The 14,898-nt window shown below is 54.2% G+C and carries 12 protein-coding genes; 7 read left to right on the top strand and 5 right to left on the bottom strand.

What is annotated here, in order from left to right; genetic code table 11:
- The 4 genes from VKV18_RS00950 to VKV18_RS00935 all read left to right on the top strand — a co-directional run.
- The coding region (locus VKV18_RS00950; RefSeq protein WP_324202356.1) for a glutamate--tRNA ligase family protein at window positions 1-727 on the top strand (727 nt) is incomplete at its 5' end.
- Window positions 728-751: 24 nt separating this feature from the next.
- On the top strand, window positions 752-1,474 hold the full coding sequence (locus VKV18_RS00945) for an amidohydrolase family protein (protein ID WP_324202355.1): 723 nt from the start codon (window positions 752-754) through the stop codon (window positions 1,472-1,474).
- Between the two features lie 6 nt (window positions 1,475-1,480).
- Complete coding sequence (locus tag VKV18_RS00940) at window positions 1,481-2,218, top strand: amidohydrolase family protein (RefSeq protein ID WP_324202354.1); 738 nt, start codon at window positions 1,481-1,483, stop codon at window positions 2,216-2,218.
- Between the two features lie 48 nt (window positions 2,219-2,266).
- Window positions 2,267-3,115 (top strand): sugar phosphate isomerase/epimerase, encoded by an 849-nt coding sequence (locus VKV18_RS00935; protein ID WP_324202353.1) that lies wholly within the window; start codon window positions 2,267-2,269, stop codon window positions 3,113-3,115.
- Between the two features lie 83 nt (window positions 3,116-3,198).
- Here the strand turns inward: VKV18_RS00935 and VKV18_RS00930 are convergent, their stop codons facing one another.
- Genes VKV18_RS00930 through VKV18_RS00915 form a run of 4 tightly spaced genes read right to left on the bottom strand, consistent with a single transcriptional unit; the run spans window position 3,199 to window position 9,149 of the window.
- A complete protein-coding gene (locus VKV18_RS00930) occupies window positions 3,199-4,662 on the bottom strand; it encodes a DUF1501 domain-containing protein (protein ID WP_324202352.1) in 1,464 nt (487 codons plus the stop codon).
- A 12-nt stretch (window positions 4,663-4,674) separates the two neighbouring features.
- A complete protein-coding gene (locus VKV18_RS00925) occupies window positions 4,675-7,188 on the bottom strand; it encodes a DUF1549 and DUF1553 domain-containing protein (protein WP_324202351.1) in 2,514 nt (837 codons plus the stop codon).
- A 43-nt stretch (window positions 7,189-7,231) separates the two neighbouring features.
- A complete protein-coding gene (locus tag VKV18_RS00920) occupies window positions 7,232-8,752 on the bottom strand; it encodes a c-type cytochrome domain-containing protein (RefSeq protein ID WP_324202350.1) in 1,521 nt (506 codons plus the stop codon).
- Entirely contained in the window at window positions 8,700-9,149 is a 450-nt protein-coding gene (locus tag VKV18_RS00915; protein ID WP_324202349.1) for a c-type cytochrome domain-containing protein, read from the bottom strand. The genes VKV18_RS00920 and VKV18_RS00915 overlap by 53 nt, the downstream gene beginning before the upstream one ends.
- Before the next feature lie 593 nt (window positions 9,150-9,742).
- Here VKV18_RS00915 and VKV18_RS00910 point away from each other — a divergent pair.
- The 3 genes from VKV18_RS00910 to VKV18_RS00900 all read left to right on the top strand — a co-directional run bounded on the left by VKV18_RS00910 (window position 9,743) and on the right by VKV18_RS00900 (window position 14,567).
- Window positions 9,743-11,611 (top strand): choice-of-anchor tandem repeat GloVer-containing protein, encoded by a 1,869-nt coding sequence (locus tag VKV18_RS00910; protein WP_324202348.1) that lies wholly within the window; start codon window positions 9,743-9,745, stop codon window positions 11,609-11,611.
- Between the two features lie 217 nt (window positions 11,612-11,828).
- Window positions 11,829-12,776, top strand: coding sequence for an undecaprenyl-diphosphate phosphatase (locus VKV18_RS00905; RefSeq protein WP_324202347.1), 948 nt, complete (start codon window positions 11,829-11,831; stop codon window positions 12,774-12,776).
- A 3-nt stretch (window positions 12,777-12,779) separates the two neighbouring features.
- Window positions 12,780-14,567, top strand: coding sequence for an FAD-dependent oxidoreductase (locus VKV18_RS00900; RefSeq protein WP_324202346.1), 1,788 nt, complete (start codon window positions 12,780-12,782; stop codon window positions 14,565-14,567).
- Window positions 14,568-14,621: 54 nt separating this feature from the next.
- Here the strand turns inward: VKV18_RS00900 and VKV18_RS00895 are convergent, their stop codons facing one another.
- Entirely contained in the window at window positions 14,622-14,885 is a 264-nt protein-coding gene (locus VKV18_RS00895; RefSeq protein ID WP_016481671.1) for an RNA recognition motif domain-containing protein, read from the bottom strand.
- Window positions 14,886-14,898 lie beyond the last annotated feature (13 nt).

Raw genomic sequence — 14,898 nt, 5'->3', positions numbered from 1 at the left:
CCGAAAAAAATTGAGTAAGCGCCACGGCGCCACACAGTTCATGGAGTTTGTGCGCGAAGGCTACCTGCCCGAAGCCCTCTTCAATTTTCTCGTGCTTCTCGGATGGTCTGCCGGAGAGGAGAATCGCGAGATCATGAGCATTCCCGAAATCATCGAGCGCTTCTCTCTCGAAGGGCTGTCCGAACACCCCGCCGTCTTCGATTATGACAAACTGCGCTGGATGAACGGTTACTACATTCGCCATAGCGAACCAGGACGTATCATCGGTATGTGCCTGCCCTACCTTATCAAGGCCGGCCTTATCTCCGATCCACCTACCCAAGACGAGTTAGAAATGGCTCGGCGGGTCATCCCTCTGGAAATGGAACGAATGAAAGTTCTCTCCGAAGTAACCGACCTTGTCGGCTTCTTCTTTCAACCCCTAGACTACCCCCACGGCTATGAGGAGAAAGCTGTGGCGAAATGGTTTGGGGTCCCCCATCTTAAACCTATGCTTGAAATGGAGATCGAAGCCTATGACACGCTGCCCGAATGGAAACAAGAAGCCCTTGAACAGGCCACAAAAGCGATCGCCGATCGGCTTCAAGTACCGTTCGCGCAGGTGGTTCATCCTACCCGCGTCGCTACAACCGGTCGAACCGTGGGACCCGGACTGTTCGATACACTGTGGGGCTTAGGACGCGAACGCACACTTATGCGTCTGCGTCGGGTACTACAAAGAGTGTAAGCGCTCTGCGGCCAGAGAAACGGAATGCCTGACATTACGGACGTTAATACCATCGTCGGACCACTGCCCACCTCCGGAGCCGATCTCTCGGTGGAGCATCTGCTAGAACTCATGGCAAAACATGAGATAGGTCGCGCTTTTGTATGCTCCACCGTTGGGATAAGGCTCGCTCACCAAATAGGCAACGCCATTACACGGGCAACCTGTCTTGATACGCAGGTGCTTCTACCGGTGGCTACGCTTAACCCTATGCACTATTTTGGGGATGAACATGAACTTCTCCAATTACGAGAAGATGGGTTTCGTCTTATCCGGTTCTTCCCCTATTCGCAGTCATGGCCGGTGAATCTGGCCTCATTCCGCGCCCTCCTACAGGCGCTGCACTCTCTCGCCCTCCCTCTGATGGTTCAGATTCGGCGCATGGGAGATTGCACCCTTCTGCAATCTCTGCTGAAGGATTACCCCGCCCCCATCATCCTATCTAACGTGGATAGTAGCATCTTGGCAGAGGTCATTGCAGTTCTTAAAGAACAGCCTGGCTGGTATTTAGAAACCTCCCATCTGCTCGCTCCAGGAGCGATTCGTCTGGTCGCTAACTGCGTGGGAGCGGAAAGGGTTCTGTTCGGAACCGAAGCCCCACAAAGACCTATCGCCTCGGTTCTTCGCACTCTGGAATTTGCCGAGCTTTCCACCCAGGAGCTAGAAATGATTCTGCACCGTAATGCAGAACGTATCTTTTCACTGTGAGGCCCTATGTCTGTCATTGACTGCCATGTCTACATAGAAGGTAGCCCGATACCTTCCACCAACCAAACAGCGAAGACCCTCGCGGAACTTCTTGCGGGAAGAGGGATCGATCAGGCTATCGTCATCTCTACCCGTGCCGCCAGGCTCGACCCGCTTTCCGGGAACACTATTCTCAAAAACATGTTGGAGCAAACTCAGGGACTGTACGGCTGTCTCGCAACCCATGTCCGCAACCAAGAGTCCTCCATTAATGCCGTGCGAGATCTTCTCGGCCATCGCCGCTTTCTCGGAGTACTGCTTACCGGCGACGACCCGGAAGAGCCGCTCCATCCCCTCAGCGCAGATGAAATTCTTAACGCCTGTCGTCGCTTTCAAAAGCCGATTTACCTTCACGCACCTAATCGCCTCTGCGTTGAGGTTGGCCTAGAACTCGCTAAGCGCTACCACATGCACCGTTTCGTGCTGTTGGGAATGGGAGGTTCCGACTGGAGAGCCGCTATCCTAGCAGCACAACAGGCTTCCAATATATTTTTAGAGATTTCGGGTATGCTCGATCTGGGCCGAATTCCAGCAGCTATCGAGGCCGTCGGCGCCCACCGCCTACTTTTCGGCAGCGGCTTGCCCGACCTGGATCCCGCTGCGATCATTGGGCTTCTCGAAGATTCAGAGATCAGCCCCTCCAATCGTCGTCGCATTCTTTCCGAGAATGCAGAAAAACTCTTCCAATTAGAACTGGGTGCATAAAACTGCGTGCTCCTTTTAACGGGAGTAAATCTTTTTAGGAGGTTTCTCATGTTCGTTGGCATTCTCACCGCTCCCTTCGCAGGCGAGCCCCTCGAAGTGGTGGCCGCCTTCGCCGGAGAGCATCGTTTCGGTAGTCTCGAAATTGTTGCCGGGCCGGGCAGCAAACATATAGACACCAACAACTTCACCCCCGAAAGGGCAAAAGAGGTGCTCAATCTCATGGAAAAGCGCAACCTGCGCATCTCCTCCCTGGCCGCCTACACCGATCTCACCGCAGCCGACCCGGAAAGACGTCGTACCAATATCCAAACCGTCTATAACGCCATTAATATTGCGAAAATGCTGGGGGTAGATGTGGTGTGTACCATGGCCGGTTTGCCTCCAAACGGCAAAGACCGTATGAAAACCATCGAGGAGGACTGCACGGTCGTCTTTCCCCCCTTGCTTGAACATGCGGAAAAGAATGGGGTGAAACTTGCCCTCGAAAACTGGACGGCTACCAATATCCAGAACCTCGCCCACTGGAAGCGGCTTTTCGAGCTTATCCCCAACAAAAACTTCGGCTTGAACTTCGATCCCTCTCACCTTGTTTGGCAAGGCATAGACTATATCGAAGCCGTAGATCGCTTCGCCGACCGCATTTTCCATACTCACGGGAAAGATACCGAGATCAAAGAGCATGTGAAACGTGAAGTGGGGATTCTGGGCCACGGTTGGTGGCGCTACGTGATTCCGGGTTTAGGCGTCATCCGTTGGGGAGAGTATATCGCCGCCCTCCGTCGTAATGGCTACGATGGGGTGATCTCCATTGAGCACGAAGATGGTGCTGTTGAACGCGAAGAGGGCTTCCTGATCGGCAAGAAATATCTCGACCAGTTCATCGCCTATTACGCCTAAAGTCTCCCGAAGCCTACACCCAAAAGGAAGCCTCTGGAGAAGGCTCTCTCCAGAGGCTTCGTCGTTGAACAAAGCGTTGTTACCTAGAACAGCCCCAATATCGGTTTCCCGCTTACCAACGGTCGTGGCTGACCGAGATAGTTGGTCACAACCGTATCCGGTGGTATGCCCAATGCGTGGTACATCGTTGCCAGTATTTCGCGAGGATGTACGGGGTTCTCGGCGGGCGAGGAACCTGTGGAGTCCGATTTTCCATAGACTTGGCCGGGCCGAATCCCGCCTCCTGCAATGAGGGCCGTGTAACAATAGGGCCAGTGGTCGCGTCCATCCGGCGCATTGGAGTTACCCGAAGTCGAAACGCCCAGCCGTGGAGAACGCCCGAACTCGCCGATGGCGATCACCATGGTCTCTTCCAACAGCCCCCTTTGGTGCATGTCTTCCAACAGGGCAGAAAGGGCACTATCGAGTTTAGGGCAGTGGAGGTTGCGTAGCGGCCCGAAGTTGGCAGCGTGGGTGTCCCAGGCCGTTACCCGTGGGTCACCGTTGGCAACGGAAGGCCAGTTCACCTGAACAAATCGCGTGCCGGCCTCTATCAGACGACGCGCCATCAGCACAGACTGACCAAAGACATGACGTCCATAGCGATCACGAACCTTATCCGGCTCCTCTTTGAGGTCGAACGCCTTTCGTGCCCGACCGGACAAAATAAGCCCTAACGCCTTCTCATAGTAGGCATCCAACTGGTAGTTACTGACGGCCTTTTCAAGAGCCGGCATGCCCGAATCGATAAGCTTCCGCAGTTCAACACGCTTGGCCATGCGCGTTCGCGTTACCTCGTTCGCTAACTGCAGGTCAGCAATTTGGATTTTATCCATTGCGTTCGGGTCGGTATCGGCGTTTGGCGGGTAGAGGGTATAGGGATCGTAAGCGCGCCCTAGAAACCCCGCATTGCCCGCCTTCCCGATGACATTGCTCTCCTGCAGCGGGCGTGGCAGCATGACGAACGGTAACATGGGCACGTCGGGTGGCTTAAACTCCACCACCCGGCACCCTACATTCGGGTAGTCTGCCGGTGAGGGCGGCTGCAACTGCCCGGATGGAGAAACATCGGTCGCCTGCTCCCCGGTCAGCATCTGGTACATGGCCGCCGTATGATTGAATAACCCGTTGGGTGTGTAGGAAACAGAGCGAATAAGGGTCGCCTTGTCCATCTGCTTTGCCAATAGGGGCATCACCTCCGTCAGCCAAATGCCCGGCACATTGGTTCGAATAGGCTTGAACTCCCCACGAATGTTGTCTGGTGCATCCGGTTTGGGGTCCCATATGTCTATATGGCTTGGCCCCCCCTGCAGGAAAATAAGGATAACCGATTTCGCTTTACCGAAGCCTGGCTTGTCCGTTGGCTTTGCAATAGAGCTTGCTTTGGCTTCTAAGGCCAGAAACTCTGGAAGGTAAAGCCCTAGAATAGAAGAGCCTCCAATCCTTAGAAGTTCACGGCGAGTTATGCCGTCGCAGTCTCGACTATGATTTCCCGGAATAGAGAGCATGGTAATGCCTCCTTAATGATTGAATAGGAACGCCGGGCTATTGAATAAAGCCCACATCAGGTCCTGGGCAGCCTGTGCGCGGTCACCAGCCTGCCGGAAGTAGTTAAGTGCCGATTGCATCTCTTTCGGCGATGGCGGTCGTGACAGCGCGGCCAGGAAAATCTCCTCGATCATCTCCTTATCGGAAAGCTTCTCTTTAATCATCTTCGCAATGCGACCATCCGGAGCAGAGAGCGCTCGATTCACCGTCGGCCCGTTGATCAGATCGAGAGCCTGCACGATCCCCATGTTACTATTGCGCTCACACTCGCACGGCGTTTGGCGCGTGGGGCGTCCGAACAGATCAAGGAAACCATCATTACTATCCTGATTTACCCCCGGCAGCTGTTGCGCCGTAAGGCTTGGCGGGGCTCCCACATAATCTGGCTTTACGCCGGCAGCGAGGTTGATCGCGTCGTAAAGCTGCTCCGCATCCAAACGCCTCGGAATGAAGTGCGAGAAGTTGATGTCGTCATCATCGTTCCATTTGTTGGTCACGATAGAGGACTGGTAGGTTCGGGAAAGCACGATCTGACGCATCAGGTAGCGCATATCGAAGTGATGCATCACAAAGTCTTGCGTGAGCGCCGTAAGCAGGGCCGGGTTCGAGGGCGGATTGTCCGCACGAATATCGTCCACAGGGTCTATAATCCCTTTGCCGAGGAAATAGCTCCACAGGCGATTGGCCATCGCCATCGCGAAATAGGGGTTCGATGGCGAGGTCAGCCATGCAGCAAAGGCTTCACGTAAGTTGCCGTGATATTCCGCCAGGTTCACCTGCCCGAACGGCGGTATCGGTTTTGCCGGGTCGTTTGTGCGTGGGTTGATCACCTCACCCCCGCTTTGATCATAAAACACCAGATCGTCCGGTCGTGGGCCCGGCTTGCTCGTCATATGGGCAAAAAAGGCCCCTAAATCGTAATACTGGTTCTGAGTCCATCGCTCGAATGGGTGATCATGACAACGAGCACAAGAGAAGCGAATACCCAAAAAGAGCTGGGTTATATCCTCCGTCGCCGTGCTGGTATCCGAAATAACCCTTAGGTAGTTCACCTGGGGGTGCACATAACAGTCTCCCGAAGAGGCTATGAGAGCCCGCACGAACTGATCATAAGGCATATTACGGGCAATCGCAAAATGGATCCAGTCGCGGAACTTGCGCTCGCCTTCGGGCCCCATGTACTTGCTATTACAGTCTAAAAGGTCACACCACTTATTCGTCCAACGGTCTACATAAGCGGCTGAGTTAAGTAGTTTATCTACCAACTTCGCACGCTTCTGTTGGGTTGGAGTTGGATCGGCTAGGAAGGCCTTTACCTCTTCGGGTGTCGGAGGCAATCCCGTTAAATCTAAGCTCACCCTGCGAATGAAGGTGGCATCATCGCACACGGGTGCAGGCAACAGCTTAACCTTACGAAGTTTGGCATCCACCAGCCGATCGATGTAGTTAAACTCCGGCGCCCCTGTCCACCGATAGCCACTCCGATCTCCTAGTACCGTGATATTGACGGTGGAGAACAGCCCCTCATAACGAACGAGTAAAGCGGCTTCACCACGGCGCACCGCGCAGAGCGTTCCGAGTTTATCTACCGAGGCTACCGAGGGGGTATTGCTGGAAAGAATGGCCTCGCGCGTTACATCCCGTGTGGTACCATCGGGATAGTGCGCGATGACCACCATCTTTTGATGCATGCCGGGAAGGGTTAAGTGAGGCACGCTCGGTAAGACAATCAACCTATCGGGCCTGCTTACTTTCCCCACATCCGATCGCACCCCTTGAGCGATCCAGGCCTTTAGAATTCGATAATAGCGTGACCCCATAGGGAGCACTAAGCCCCCACGATGCGGCACCGTTTCTGTAGGCTTTAGCAGCATAAGGCTGCGCGCGGGGTCTGTTCGGTCAAAGCGACGGCCGGAAACATCATCAATTAACGAATGGTAGTCGAAAGCCGGGTCGTATCCTCTTAAAGAGAGGCGAAAGCCGTTCTTTCCGTGCGCCGCACCATGACACATCCCCGCATTACATCCGATCTTACTAAGAATAGGCTCCACATCGCGCATAAAGCTGATCGGAGGGTCTACCACACTCTTGACCGTGATCGGCACAACAGCCTTTTTGTTGCCTACTGAAACGATCAGCTCTGTATGCCCCACATGAACTGGATGCAGGAAGCCCTCGTTGTCCATGCGTACAAGAGGCTGCAACACGCGAACATGGGCTATTGGAGAGAGATCTATCGCGTAGCCGGCAGTGGTACGTCCGGTCACAATGAAGGTACGTGCATCCCTCGCATTGTTGAAAACCAAGGCCAATGGCTGCACCTCAATGGAAACAAGTGACATCGAGGGCGTTGGCCTAGAAGCTACTCCCTGTCTTCGCTTTGCCGCTTGAGCGTTAGGAGTTGCTAGCGCCATCAAGCCGATCACCATCAAACCGACTGGTATCCACATAAGAGCAGCAAGACCTTTGGATGCATGCCCCTGCATAAGAGACCTCCTTACTCTGTTCACACCAAAATGCTCGTTTTGTCTAGCCATGATGTCCTCTCCATCGTGCTGATAACGCAGAACGATTGGGTTTGTGGATGGGCACGGGAATAAACGCGCGCAGTAACCGGCCGCTATGTACATCGTAATAACGTACATAGCCGTCAAAACCGGCGGTCGCCAACACATTGCCGTCGGGTCGAAATGCAAGCGTAAAGACCGACCCCTGAACAGGCGGTAGGCTCAATTTCTTCGCCCCACTATCCACATCGTAGAGGTTAACCGTCCCCGCTTCTGAAGCGACCGCGCATAGATTCCCGGTTGGATCGAAGGCCAAGGCTGTAATGGTATCCGGCTGTCGCTCGAAGGCGCGAATGAGGTTGTGATCCTCGTTGTTCATGGTGCGGGCCTCGGTGCGAAAGATTTTATACAGGCGCGGAATACCGTCGTCGCCTCCACAAAGCACCTGATCTTGGCCCGGTCGCCCCACCATACATCGCATCGGGGTGGTATGGGTATTGATGTCGTCAATGAAAGAGCCGGTCTCTACCTGGGTTAGCTTCAGTGCTTCGTCTCGGCTTGCGCTCACCACATATTTCCCATCGCGCGAAAAAACGGTACCGAATACCCAGTCCGTATCGTTTTCCAGCACCATGATCTGCTTGCCATCCGGCACGCTCACTACCCGCACAGTATTATCCGCGCCCCCAAACGCAAGCTCTTTATCGTCCGGCGATAAGGAGGCACCGAACAAGGTGTCGTAGGTAGCGCGCACAGAATTGAGCCGTTTGTGATTCGGCACATCCCAAAACTGTATCTCACCAAAACGCGCCGGCGATCCACCTACTGCGATCAGCATCTTTCCGTCTTTCGTGAACACGAGCGACTGAATGCGCTGAGCATCTCCCACCAGGCGCGCCTCTAAAGTCCCATTATCGGAGTTTAGTAATAACACCTCATGGTAGCCCGAAACAGCTAACGTCTTTCCATCGGGACTAAACGCAATGGCGCTGATGACTGGCGAGGAGGTATACACCGGCGGGTGGGCGGCATCGTAGGCGGAATGCTCTGCCGGAGTATCGTCCACGGCGCCTTGGGCGATCCACCGTTTGAACAGATCGATTTCAGCCTTAGAAAGCGGCGGGCCCCCTTGAGGCATTAGCTCCGGCTTTCCCTCCAAATAACCGATTACCAGACTCTTTTCCGGATGCCCCTTCACAAAAGCCGGCCCGTGTGCGCCTCCCTTCAAAAAATCGGCATAGGAGATCAGCATCAGGTGGCCGCTACGCACGTTCGGCTGATGACACCCTTGGCACTTCGCCTGCAAGATTGGTTTAATCTGATGATAGAAGCTCACCTTGCCATCATTGCGGTTCATAACGGCAGGCTTTGCAGCATGGGGTCTCGGAGGCACGGCAAGGCAGAGCCATACCAGCCCTGCCCCACCGAATAGGACGATAAACGATGTTATATAACACACAATGCGGGTTCGTATCATGGCGCTTTCTCGCTCAGCGATGCGACTCCTTTGGCGAAGCCTTGCTATGAGGCTTAGGCGTATCATCCACAGCTCCTTGAGCTATCCACTTCTCAATAAGCGCTATCTGCTCCTTGGGCAGAGGAGGCCCACCTTTAGGCATCAGCATGGGTTTGCCGTGCAAATACCCTACAAGCAGGCTCTTCGCCGGCTTCCCTTTTACGAAGGCCGGCCCGTGTGCTCCTCCCTTCAAGAGCGCTGCGTAGCTTGTGACGTCGAGCATTCCGGCATGATTAGCCGCACTATGGCATGGCAGGCATTTCGCCATGAGAATGGGGCGAATTTGATGAAAATAACTCACCTTGCCAGCGTTAGGTGCCGGATGTGGTTTTTTCTTTGGCGGAGCGGCAATGCATAGGCATCCTAGTCCTATGGTACTCGCACCCACAAAGCTCGCAAAGAGAACACGACTTGTGAGATACACGTCAATTCTCCTCTCGTTTTTTTGCTCTATTCTACGCCCCATTCTTCTTTTCCTGCTTGCAGCGCGTTCACGACGTCTGCCGATGATGGTGCTAAGTAGTTTGAGACATTCGACGCAGAAAAGTTACAAAAAAAGAATGGGCTGTCTCTATAGATTATGCCTTTACATGCATTGCTATGTCAAATTTTTGGCTAGCATAGCATCTGCAGCTAGGTTTTACTCAAAAAAAGCAATATCGAAGTCTCTCTTTTTCCAAATATGGCGATCTCCACTCGACGTCCCCTTCCAAAAGATCGACACCGGGATCGTCGCAGCTTACCAACTAGCTGCCTATTGCAGACCCAGATAAATCGTGATATAATATTGTATAGAGACTTGTGATGGCTATTTACGACATTACTTGTCTTCAAACACTATCTATTCAAACAAATAACCGTTTAACTCGTTCGCTAAGGAGGAAACAGATGCATGCACAGAACCACCTGCCCTTTAGGGGCGGCGAAGAGGCTCCTCATCGGAGCACTGCAAATGAGACAGGAGGGCTAGCTAATTTTAACAGCTCTCTGACTACGTTAGCATCCTATGAGGTTAAAATGCCCAATAGGATAAAGAAAGGGCAGACAACCCAGGCTAAGCACCGTCGAACGCTTTGCTTCCTTTTGAGCATGGTCGCCATCCTGCTATTTGGGCTTTTCGGAAGCCCACAGATGGCACGAGCCATTCCCATGCCTGCCGTCACTCTTCACCAGTTCGGTAGCGTTCCCCCAAACTACGATGGCCTTGTGCCGTCGAGCCTGCTGCAAGGACAGGATGGGATGCTTTACGGCACTGCAGAGTTCGGAGGGCTTCCCGGATATGGAGTCGTGTTCAAAATGAACATTGACGGTTCTAGCTTTCAGGTGATCCATAGCTTCGTCGGTCTAGATGGCGAGGCACCCAATAGCCTCGTCCAGGCTCCTGATGGAACCCTCTACGGCACCACCCAGTATGGGGGGATAGGCTTTACGCCTATAACGCCTTCGGGTTTGGGCGTGCTTTTCCAACTAAACACCGACGGCTCCAACTTCCAGGTTCGCCATCTCTTTACCGGCACCGAAGGAGCCAATCCTAACCATGTGCTTTTTGGCCAAGACGGGACGATCTACGGGACCACAATATCTGGCGGAATGAACAACACCGGTGTCGTCTTCGAATACTATCCATACGGCTCCTCCATTTCCGTTCGGTTTAACTTTGATCCTCTGACCTCCACCGGTCAGAACTACAGTGGGAACTACCCCACAAGCATAAGCCAAACAAGCAACGGTTTCCTTCTCATAACAATGGCCTCCGGCGGAGAATACGGAAGTGGCACCATTCTGTTGAGTGATTTTACCGGTTTCTTCAGTCTGTTCTATGCATTCTCCCCCCTCGATGCCAATGGGGATAACAGCGATGGAGCAGGACCAACATGCCTTCTGCAAGGCAGCGATGGCTATTTGTATGGAACGACGAAGTATGGCGGGGCTAACGGCAAGGGTACCGTTTTCAAGTTCATCACCATTCCGGGGCCGACTATTCTCCATAACTTCACGGGTTCCGACGGGGCTTTCCCTACACACCTCATTCAAGGGGTAAATGGTAACCTCTTCGGCACGACGGTATCCGGGGGCACATATAGTGGAGGCGTGACCTTTGCGCTCGACCCTTATGGGATATCCTTCGACATCCTTCATTACTTCGCTCTAACAGGGCCGGACGGTGCCGATCCAGAAGCGTTAATTCAAGGCAGCGATGGCTGCCTCTACGGCGAATGCGAGTTTCTGAGAGATAGAGATTCGGGAAATGTCTATCGTATCGGGCCAAAGCTCAACTTCATCTCGCCTAACATGTTCTTTGCCGGTTCCGACACCTCTCCTCTCGTCGCAGTCGGCTCCGGCTTTGCTCAAAATGACGTTTTACTGTGGGATAACATCCCCATTCAGCCGGAAGCAGTCTCGGATGACGGCACCCAAATGTTGGTTATGATTCCGGCCGCCCTGCTGGCGGTGCCGGGCACGAATCCGGTGCAAATCTACGATCCTAACACCGGAGTCGTCACCCTTCCACCCGATCCGTGCTTCGTGCTTCCTCGAGGCGGAACACCTCGTATCCGGCTTTTGGTTCGAAGGGTAATACGGGGTTACGTCCCGGCCTCCCATCCGGAGAAAGGGGTTCTTGTCTCCCTTTTCGTTTCCAACGTAGGCAACGGGACGGCATATAACACCAAGCTACCTGCAGTTCAATTGACCGATAAGAACAAAGCCGCTTTCTCTCCCCTCAACCCCTTGCCGATCTTCGTGGGGAACTTGCCTCCCGGCTCTAGCACCTCGGTCACCCTGTTCTTCCCATCCAACGTCGTCTCTGGGCCGGCGGTACTGTTAATAAAAGGAACCTTCTACAACGGCAGCTTCGGAGGAACCTTCAAAATAAACGTGCCATAAGCCCCTACACTAAGGCCGCAAGTCGGCACATCCAAAACATCAAGAGGGTGGCAAATCCCTTTGCCGCCCTCTTTCGCTTACCTCTGAAATAAGCCGGCAGGCGCCACCGTCTGCCGGGAACTTAGAATTGTCTAAGATTAGGGCAAGAAGGCGAGGATGAGGCTAAACTCTTCGGTATACTTTGATGGAAAATCAAATTGAGAGGATGATATACGGTATGAACTGGCTGCAAGCTGCGTTACTCGGCTTGCTACAGGGCCTCACCGAATTCCTGCCCGTCAGCAGCACGGCACACATGGACATCGCATCCCGACTGATGTTGGGCCATGATGTTGGCTCCGCCTTCTCTGCGGTCGTACAGCTCGGCCCCATTGTGGCCATTATCGTCTACTTTTGGGCCGACATCGTGCGTTACCTACGCGGCATCGCGCGCACACGCTCTCCCTTCAATATTCCCCCTAACGACACCGATGCACGCTTGGGCTGGTATGTCGTCTTTGGCACCCTTCCCTTGGCCATTTTCGGTCTATTGTTGGAAAAGAAGATTGACACCACCTTCCGACGATTCGATGTGGTAGCCGTTGCCCTTATTGTGCTGGCAGTCATCATGTTGGCAGCAGAGATTGTAGGTAAACGCAAGAAGGACTTGGAGCACCTTAGTTTCCTCGATAGCCAGGTCATTGGGTGGGCCCAAGTGCTTGCCCTCGTTCCAGGCGCCTCTCGCTCCGGAACCACCATTACCGCAGGGCTTTTTCGCGATCTCGACCACGAAAGCGCCACCCACTTCAGCTTCCTCCTCTCCATTCCTGCCATCACCGCAGCCGGCCTCTATAAGCTGAGCAAAACGGCTCTCTTTGTGTTTAAACCCTCCGCATTTTCCCCCAACGAGGCCCATCGGCTTATGCCGTTTCATGTCGGCCCCCCCACGTTTGCAGAGTTAGGAATGTTCCTTTTCGCTGCGCTGGTAGCAGGCATCTTTGCCTACATCGTCACAAAATGGTTTATGGGCTACATGCGTTTCCACAACACCTTTATTTTCATCGGCTATCGTATCCTCCTAGGGGTGCTGATTCTCGCCCTACTAAAGGCAGGCGTTCTCCACGAACATACTCCCAATCACATCGCAAAAGTACCCAACCACGTGCTCCTATCTAAAAGGGGATAGCCTATGGAAGTGCAAGAGTGCGACCTCCTCATCGTCGGTGCAAGCACCGGTGGAACGGCTGCGGCAATGGCCGCCGCAGAATGCGGTTTAGATACCTGGCTCGTCGAGCCTACCACCTGGATCGGCGGGCAACTGACGGCACAGGGCGTCTCTACCCCCGATGAGAATGCCTATATCGAGACCTTTCCTCCCTCCCGTAGATACGCCTGGTTCCGTGCCTCTATCCGAGACTACTATCGAACCCTCTACAAACTCAGCCCCATCGGCAAGGCCATGGATCCCTTTAACCCCGGACGGTGTTGGGTCAGTAGGCTCTCGTTTGAACCTAAAGTAGGCCATCGAATACTTTACGAGCGCCTTCATTCCCTCGAAGAGAACGGCAGCCTCCATATTCTGCTGAACGGTCATTGCCTTCAGTGTGAGATGAGCGCAGATGGGCGTAGGCTCGACCGGATTATCTTCTCCGTTGAGGGGAAGACATGGGCATTTCGCCCACATTACGTGCTCGATGCCACCGACACGGGAGATTTACTTCCACTTTGCGGAAAAGAGGGGGTAGACTGGGTCGTTGGCGCAGAAAGCCGAGAACAAACGGGCGAGCCGGATGCTCCTCCTAGCCCGCGCCCCGACTGGGTCCAGCCTTTCACCTTCCCATTTCCCATCGAATGGTCTCCCGAGACAAGGGAACAGAACCGTATTGCGCCTCCGCCCGACTATGAAGAGCTGAAACAACTTCAGAAGTACAGCCTGGTGGATGGAGCCATCACCGGACTTTTCAGCGGCAACTACCCCTGGTGGAGCTACCGGCGAATTCTTGCGGCAGAAAACTTCGACGATCCCCGTATTCCCCACGATGTCTCCATGATCAACACGGCCAGCAACGACTTCTACGGCGGCAACATCATCGGCGCCAATGCCGGAGATGAGAACCAGATACGCTGCACGCTTGCGCGCGCACGCCGAGCCTCTATCGGTTATCTCTATTGGCTCCAAAACGAGTGTCCTCGTGAGGATGACCCCACCCGGCATGGCTACCCGGAGTTTCGCCTACGAAAGGACTACTTCGACACCGAAGACGGCTGCGCTCCCAGTCCCTACATTCGAGAGTCCCGGCGCATTTTATCGGTGGATACCGTGCGCGAGCAGGATATCGTGGTGCGCGATTTTCAAGGGCATATCTGCCGGGGGGAGCAAGCGCGAGCGGTCTTCATGCCGGATACCATCGGCATCGGCCACTACGCGCTCGATATCCACCAAAATGCCCATGGGGAACCCTCCGCCTATGTTCCTACCCGTCCGTTTCAAATACCTTTGCGTATTCTCATCCCAAGACGTTGGGAAAATCTTTTACCCGCCGGCAAAAACGCGGGTCTGACACATCTTACCAACGGTGCCTACCGCCTACACCCCGTCGAATGGTGCATCGGTGAGGCCGCCGGCATCCTCGTCGCATACTGCTTCGCCACCAACGCCACACCACGTGAAATCTACTCTGTTCCATCGGCGCTCGCCAATTTCCAGGCAAAGCTGCTGGAAGAGGGGCTTGTGCTGCATTGGTATACCGATGTACCGCCGCACCATCCCTCTTTCTATGCCCTACAGCGATTAGCCTGCCGAGGAATAGGGCTCGGCAAAGAGACCGACCTGCTCTTCCGCCCGAAGGAGCCGATGCAGCCTGAGGATTGGGGCAGTTGGCGTGCTTTGTTGGGTTTGCCGGCACAAGAAATGCCGAGAGGGGTGCATCGGGCCGAGGCGGTGCACTGGCTTGCACAGGAATTAAACGAAGCATAAAACAACGCCCTCCTCTTCATTGAAGAGGAGGGCGTGTTCTTGTGAGTCTCGGGTCTAGTAGCGACGTGCGGGGCGCGGACGAGCCTCGTTAACGGTCAACGTTCTTCCGCCCATGGTCGTACCATTCAGCATATTGATGGCCGCATCGGCCTCGGCATCGGTGCTCATCTCCACGAAGCCGAAACCTTTTGCCTGCCCGGTGTAGCGGTCCGACACCAAGGTCACCTCTTTCACCGTACCTGCTGACGAGAAGAGAGCCTCCACATCCCGCTCGGTGGCGGAATAGGGCAGGCCTCCCACATAGATGCGCTTAGACATTCTTCACTCCTTC

It is taken from the genome of Chthonomonas sp. (assembly GCF_035294505.1).
Taxonomy (GTDB): domain Bacteria; phylum Armatimonadota; class Chthonomonadetes; order Chthonomonadales; family Chthonomonadaceae; genus Chthonomonas.
The sequence above is the reverse complement of the archived record's forward strand: the minus strand, read 5'-3'. Positions and strand labels throughout refer to the sequence as shown.

Coding starts and splice junctions, on each gene's coding strand:
- VKV18_RS00910 (WP_324202348.1), top strand. CDS start 9,743: ATGCCCAATAGGATAAAGAAAGGGCAGACAACCCAGGCTAAGCACCGT.
- VKV18_RS00925 (WP_324202351.1), bottom strand. CDS start 7,188: ATGCAGGGGCATGCATCCAAAGGTCTTGCTGCTCTTATGTGGATACCA.
- VKV18_RS00905 (WP_324202347.1), top strand. CDS start 11,829: ATGAACTGGCTGCAAGCTGCGTTACTCGGCTTGCTACAGGGCCTCACC.
- VKV18_RS00930 (WP_324202352.1), bottom strand. CDS start 4,662: ATGCTCTCTATTCCGGGAAATCATAGTCGAGACTGCGACGGCATAACT.
- VKV18_RS00920 (WP_324202350.1), bottom strand. CDS start 8,752: ATGATACGCCTAAGCCTCATAGCAAGGCTTCGCCAAAGGAGTCGCATC.
- VKV18_RS00945 (WP_324202355.1), top strand. CDS start 752: ATGCCTGACATTACGGACGTTAATACCATCGTCGGACCACTGCCCACC.
- VKV18_RS00940 (WP_324202354.1), top strand. CDS start 1,481: ATGTCTGTCATTGACTGCCATGTCTACATAGAAGGTAGCCCGATACCT.
- VKV18_RS00935 (WP_324202353.1), top strand. CDS start 2,267: ATGTTCGTTGGCATTCTCACCGCTCCCTTCGCAGGCGAGCCCCTCGAA.
- VKV18_RS00895 (WP_016481671.1), bottom strand. CDS start 14,885: ATGTCTAAGCGCATCTATGTGGGAGGCCTGCCCTATTCCGCCACCGAG.
- VKV18_RS00900 (WP_324202346.1), top strand. CDS start 12,780: ATGGAAGTGCAAGAGTGCGACCTCCTCATCGTCGGTGCAAGCACCGGT.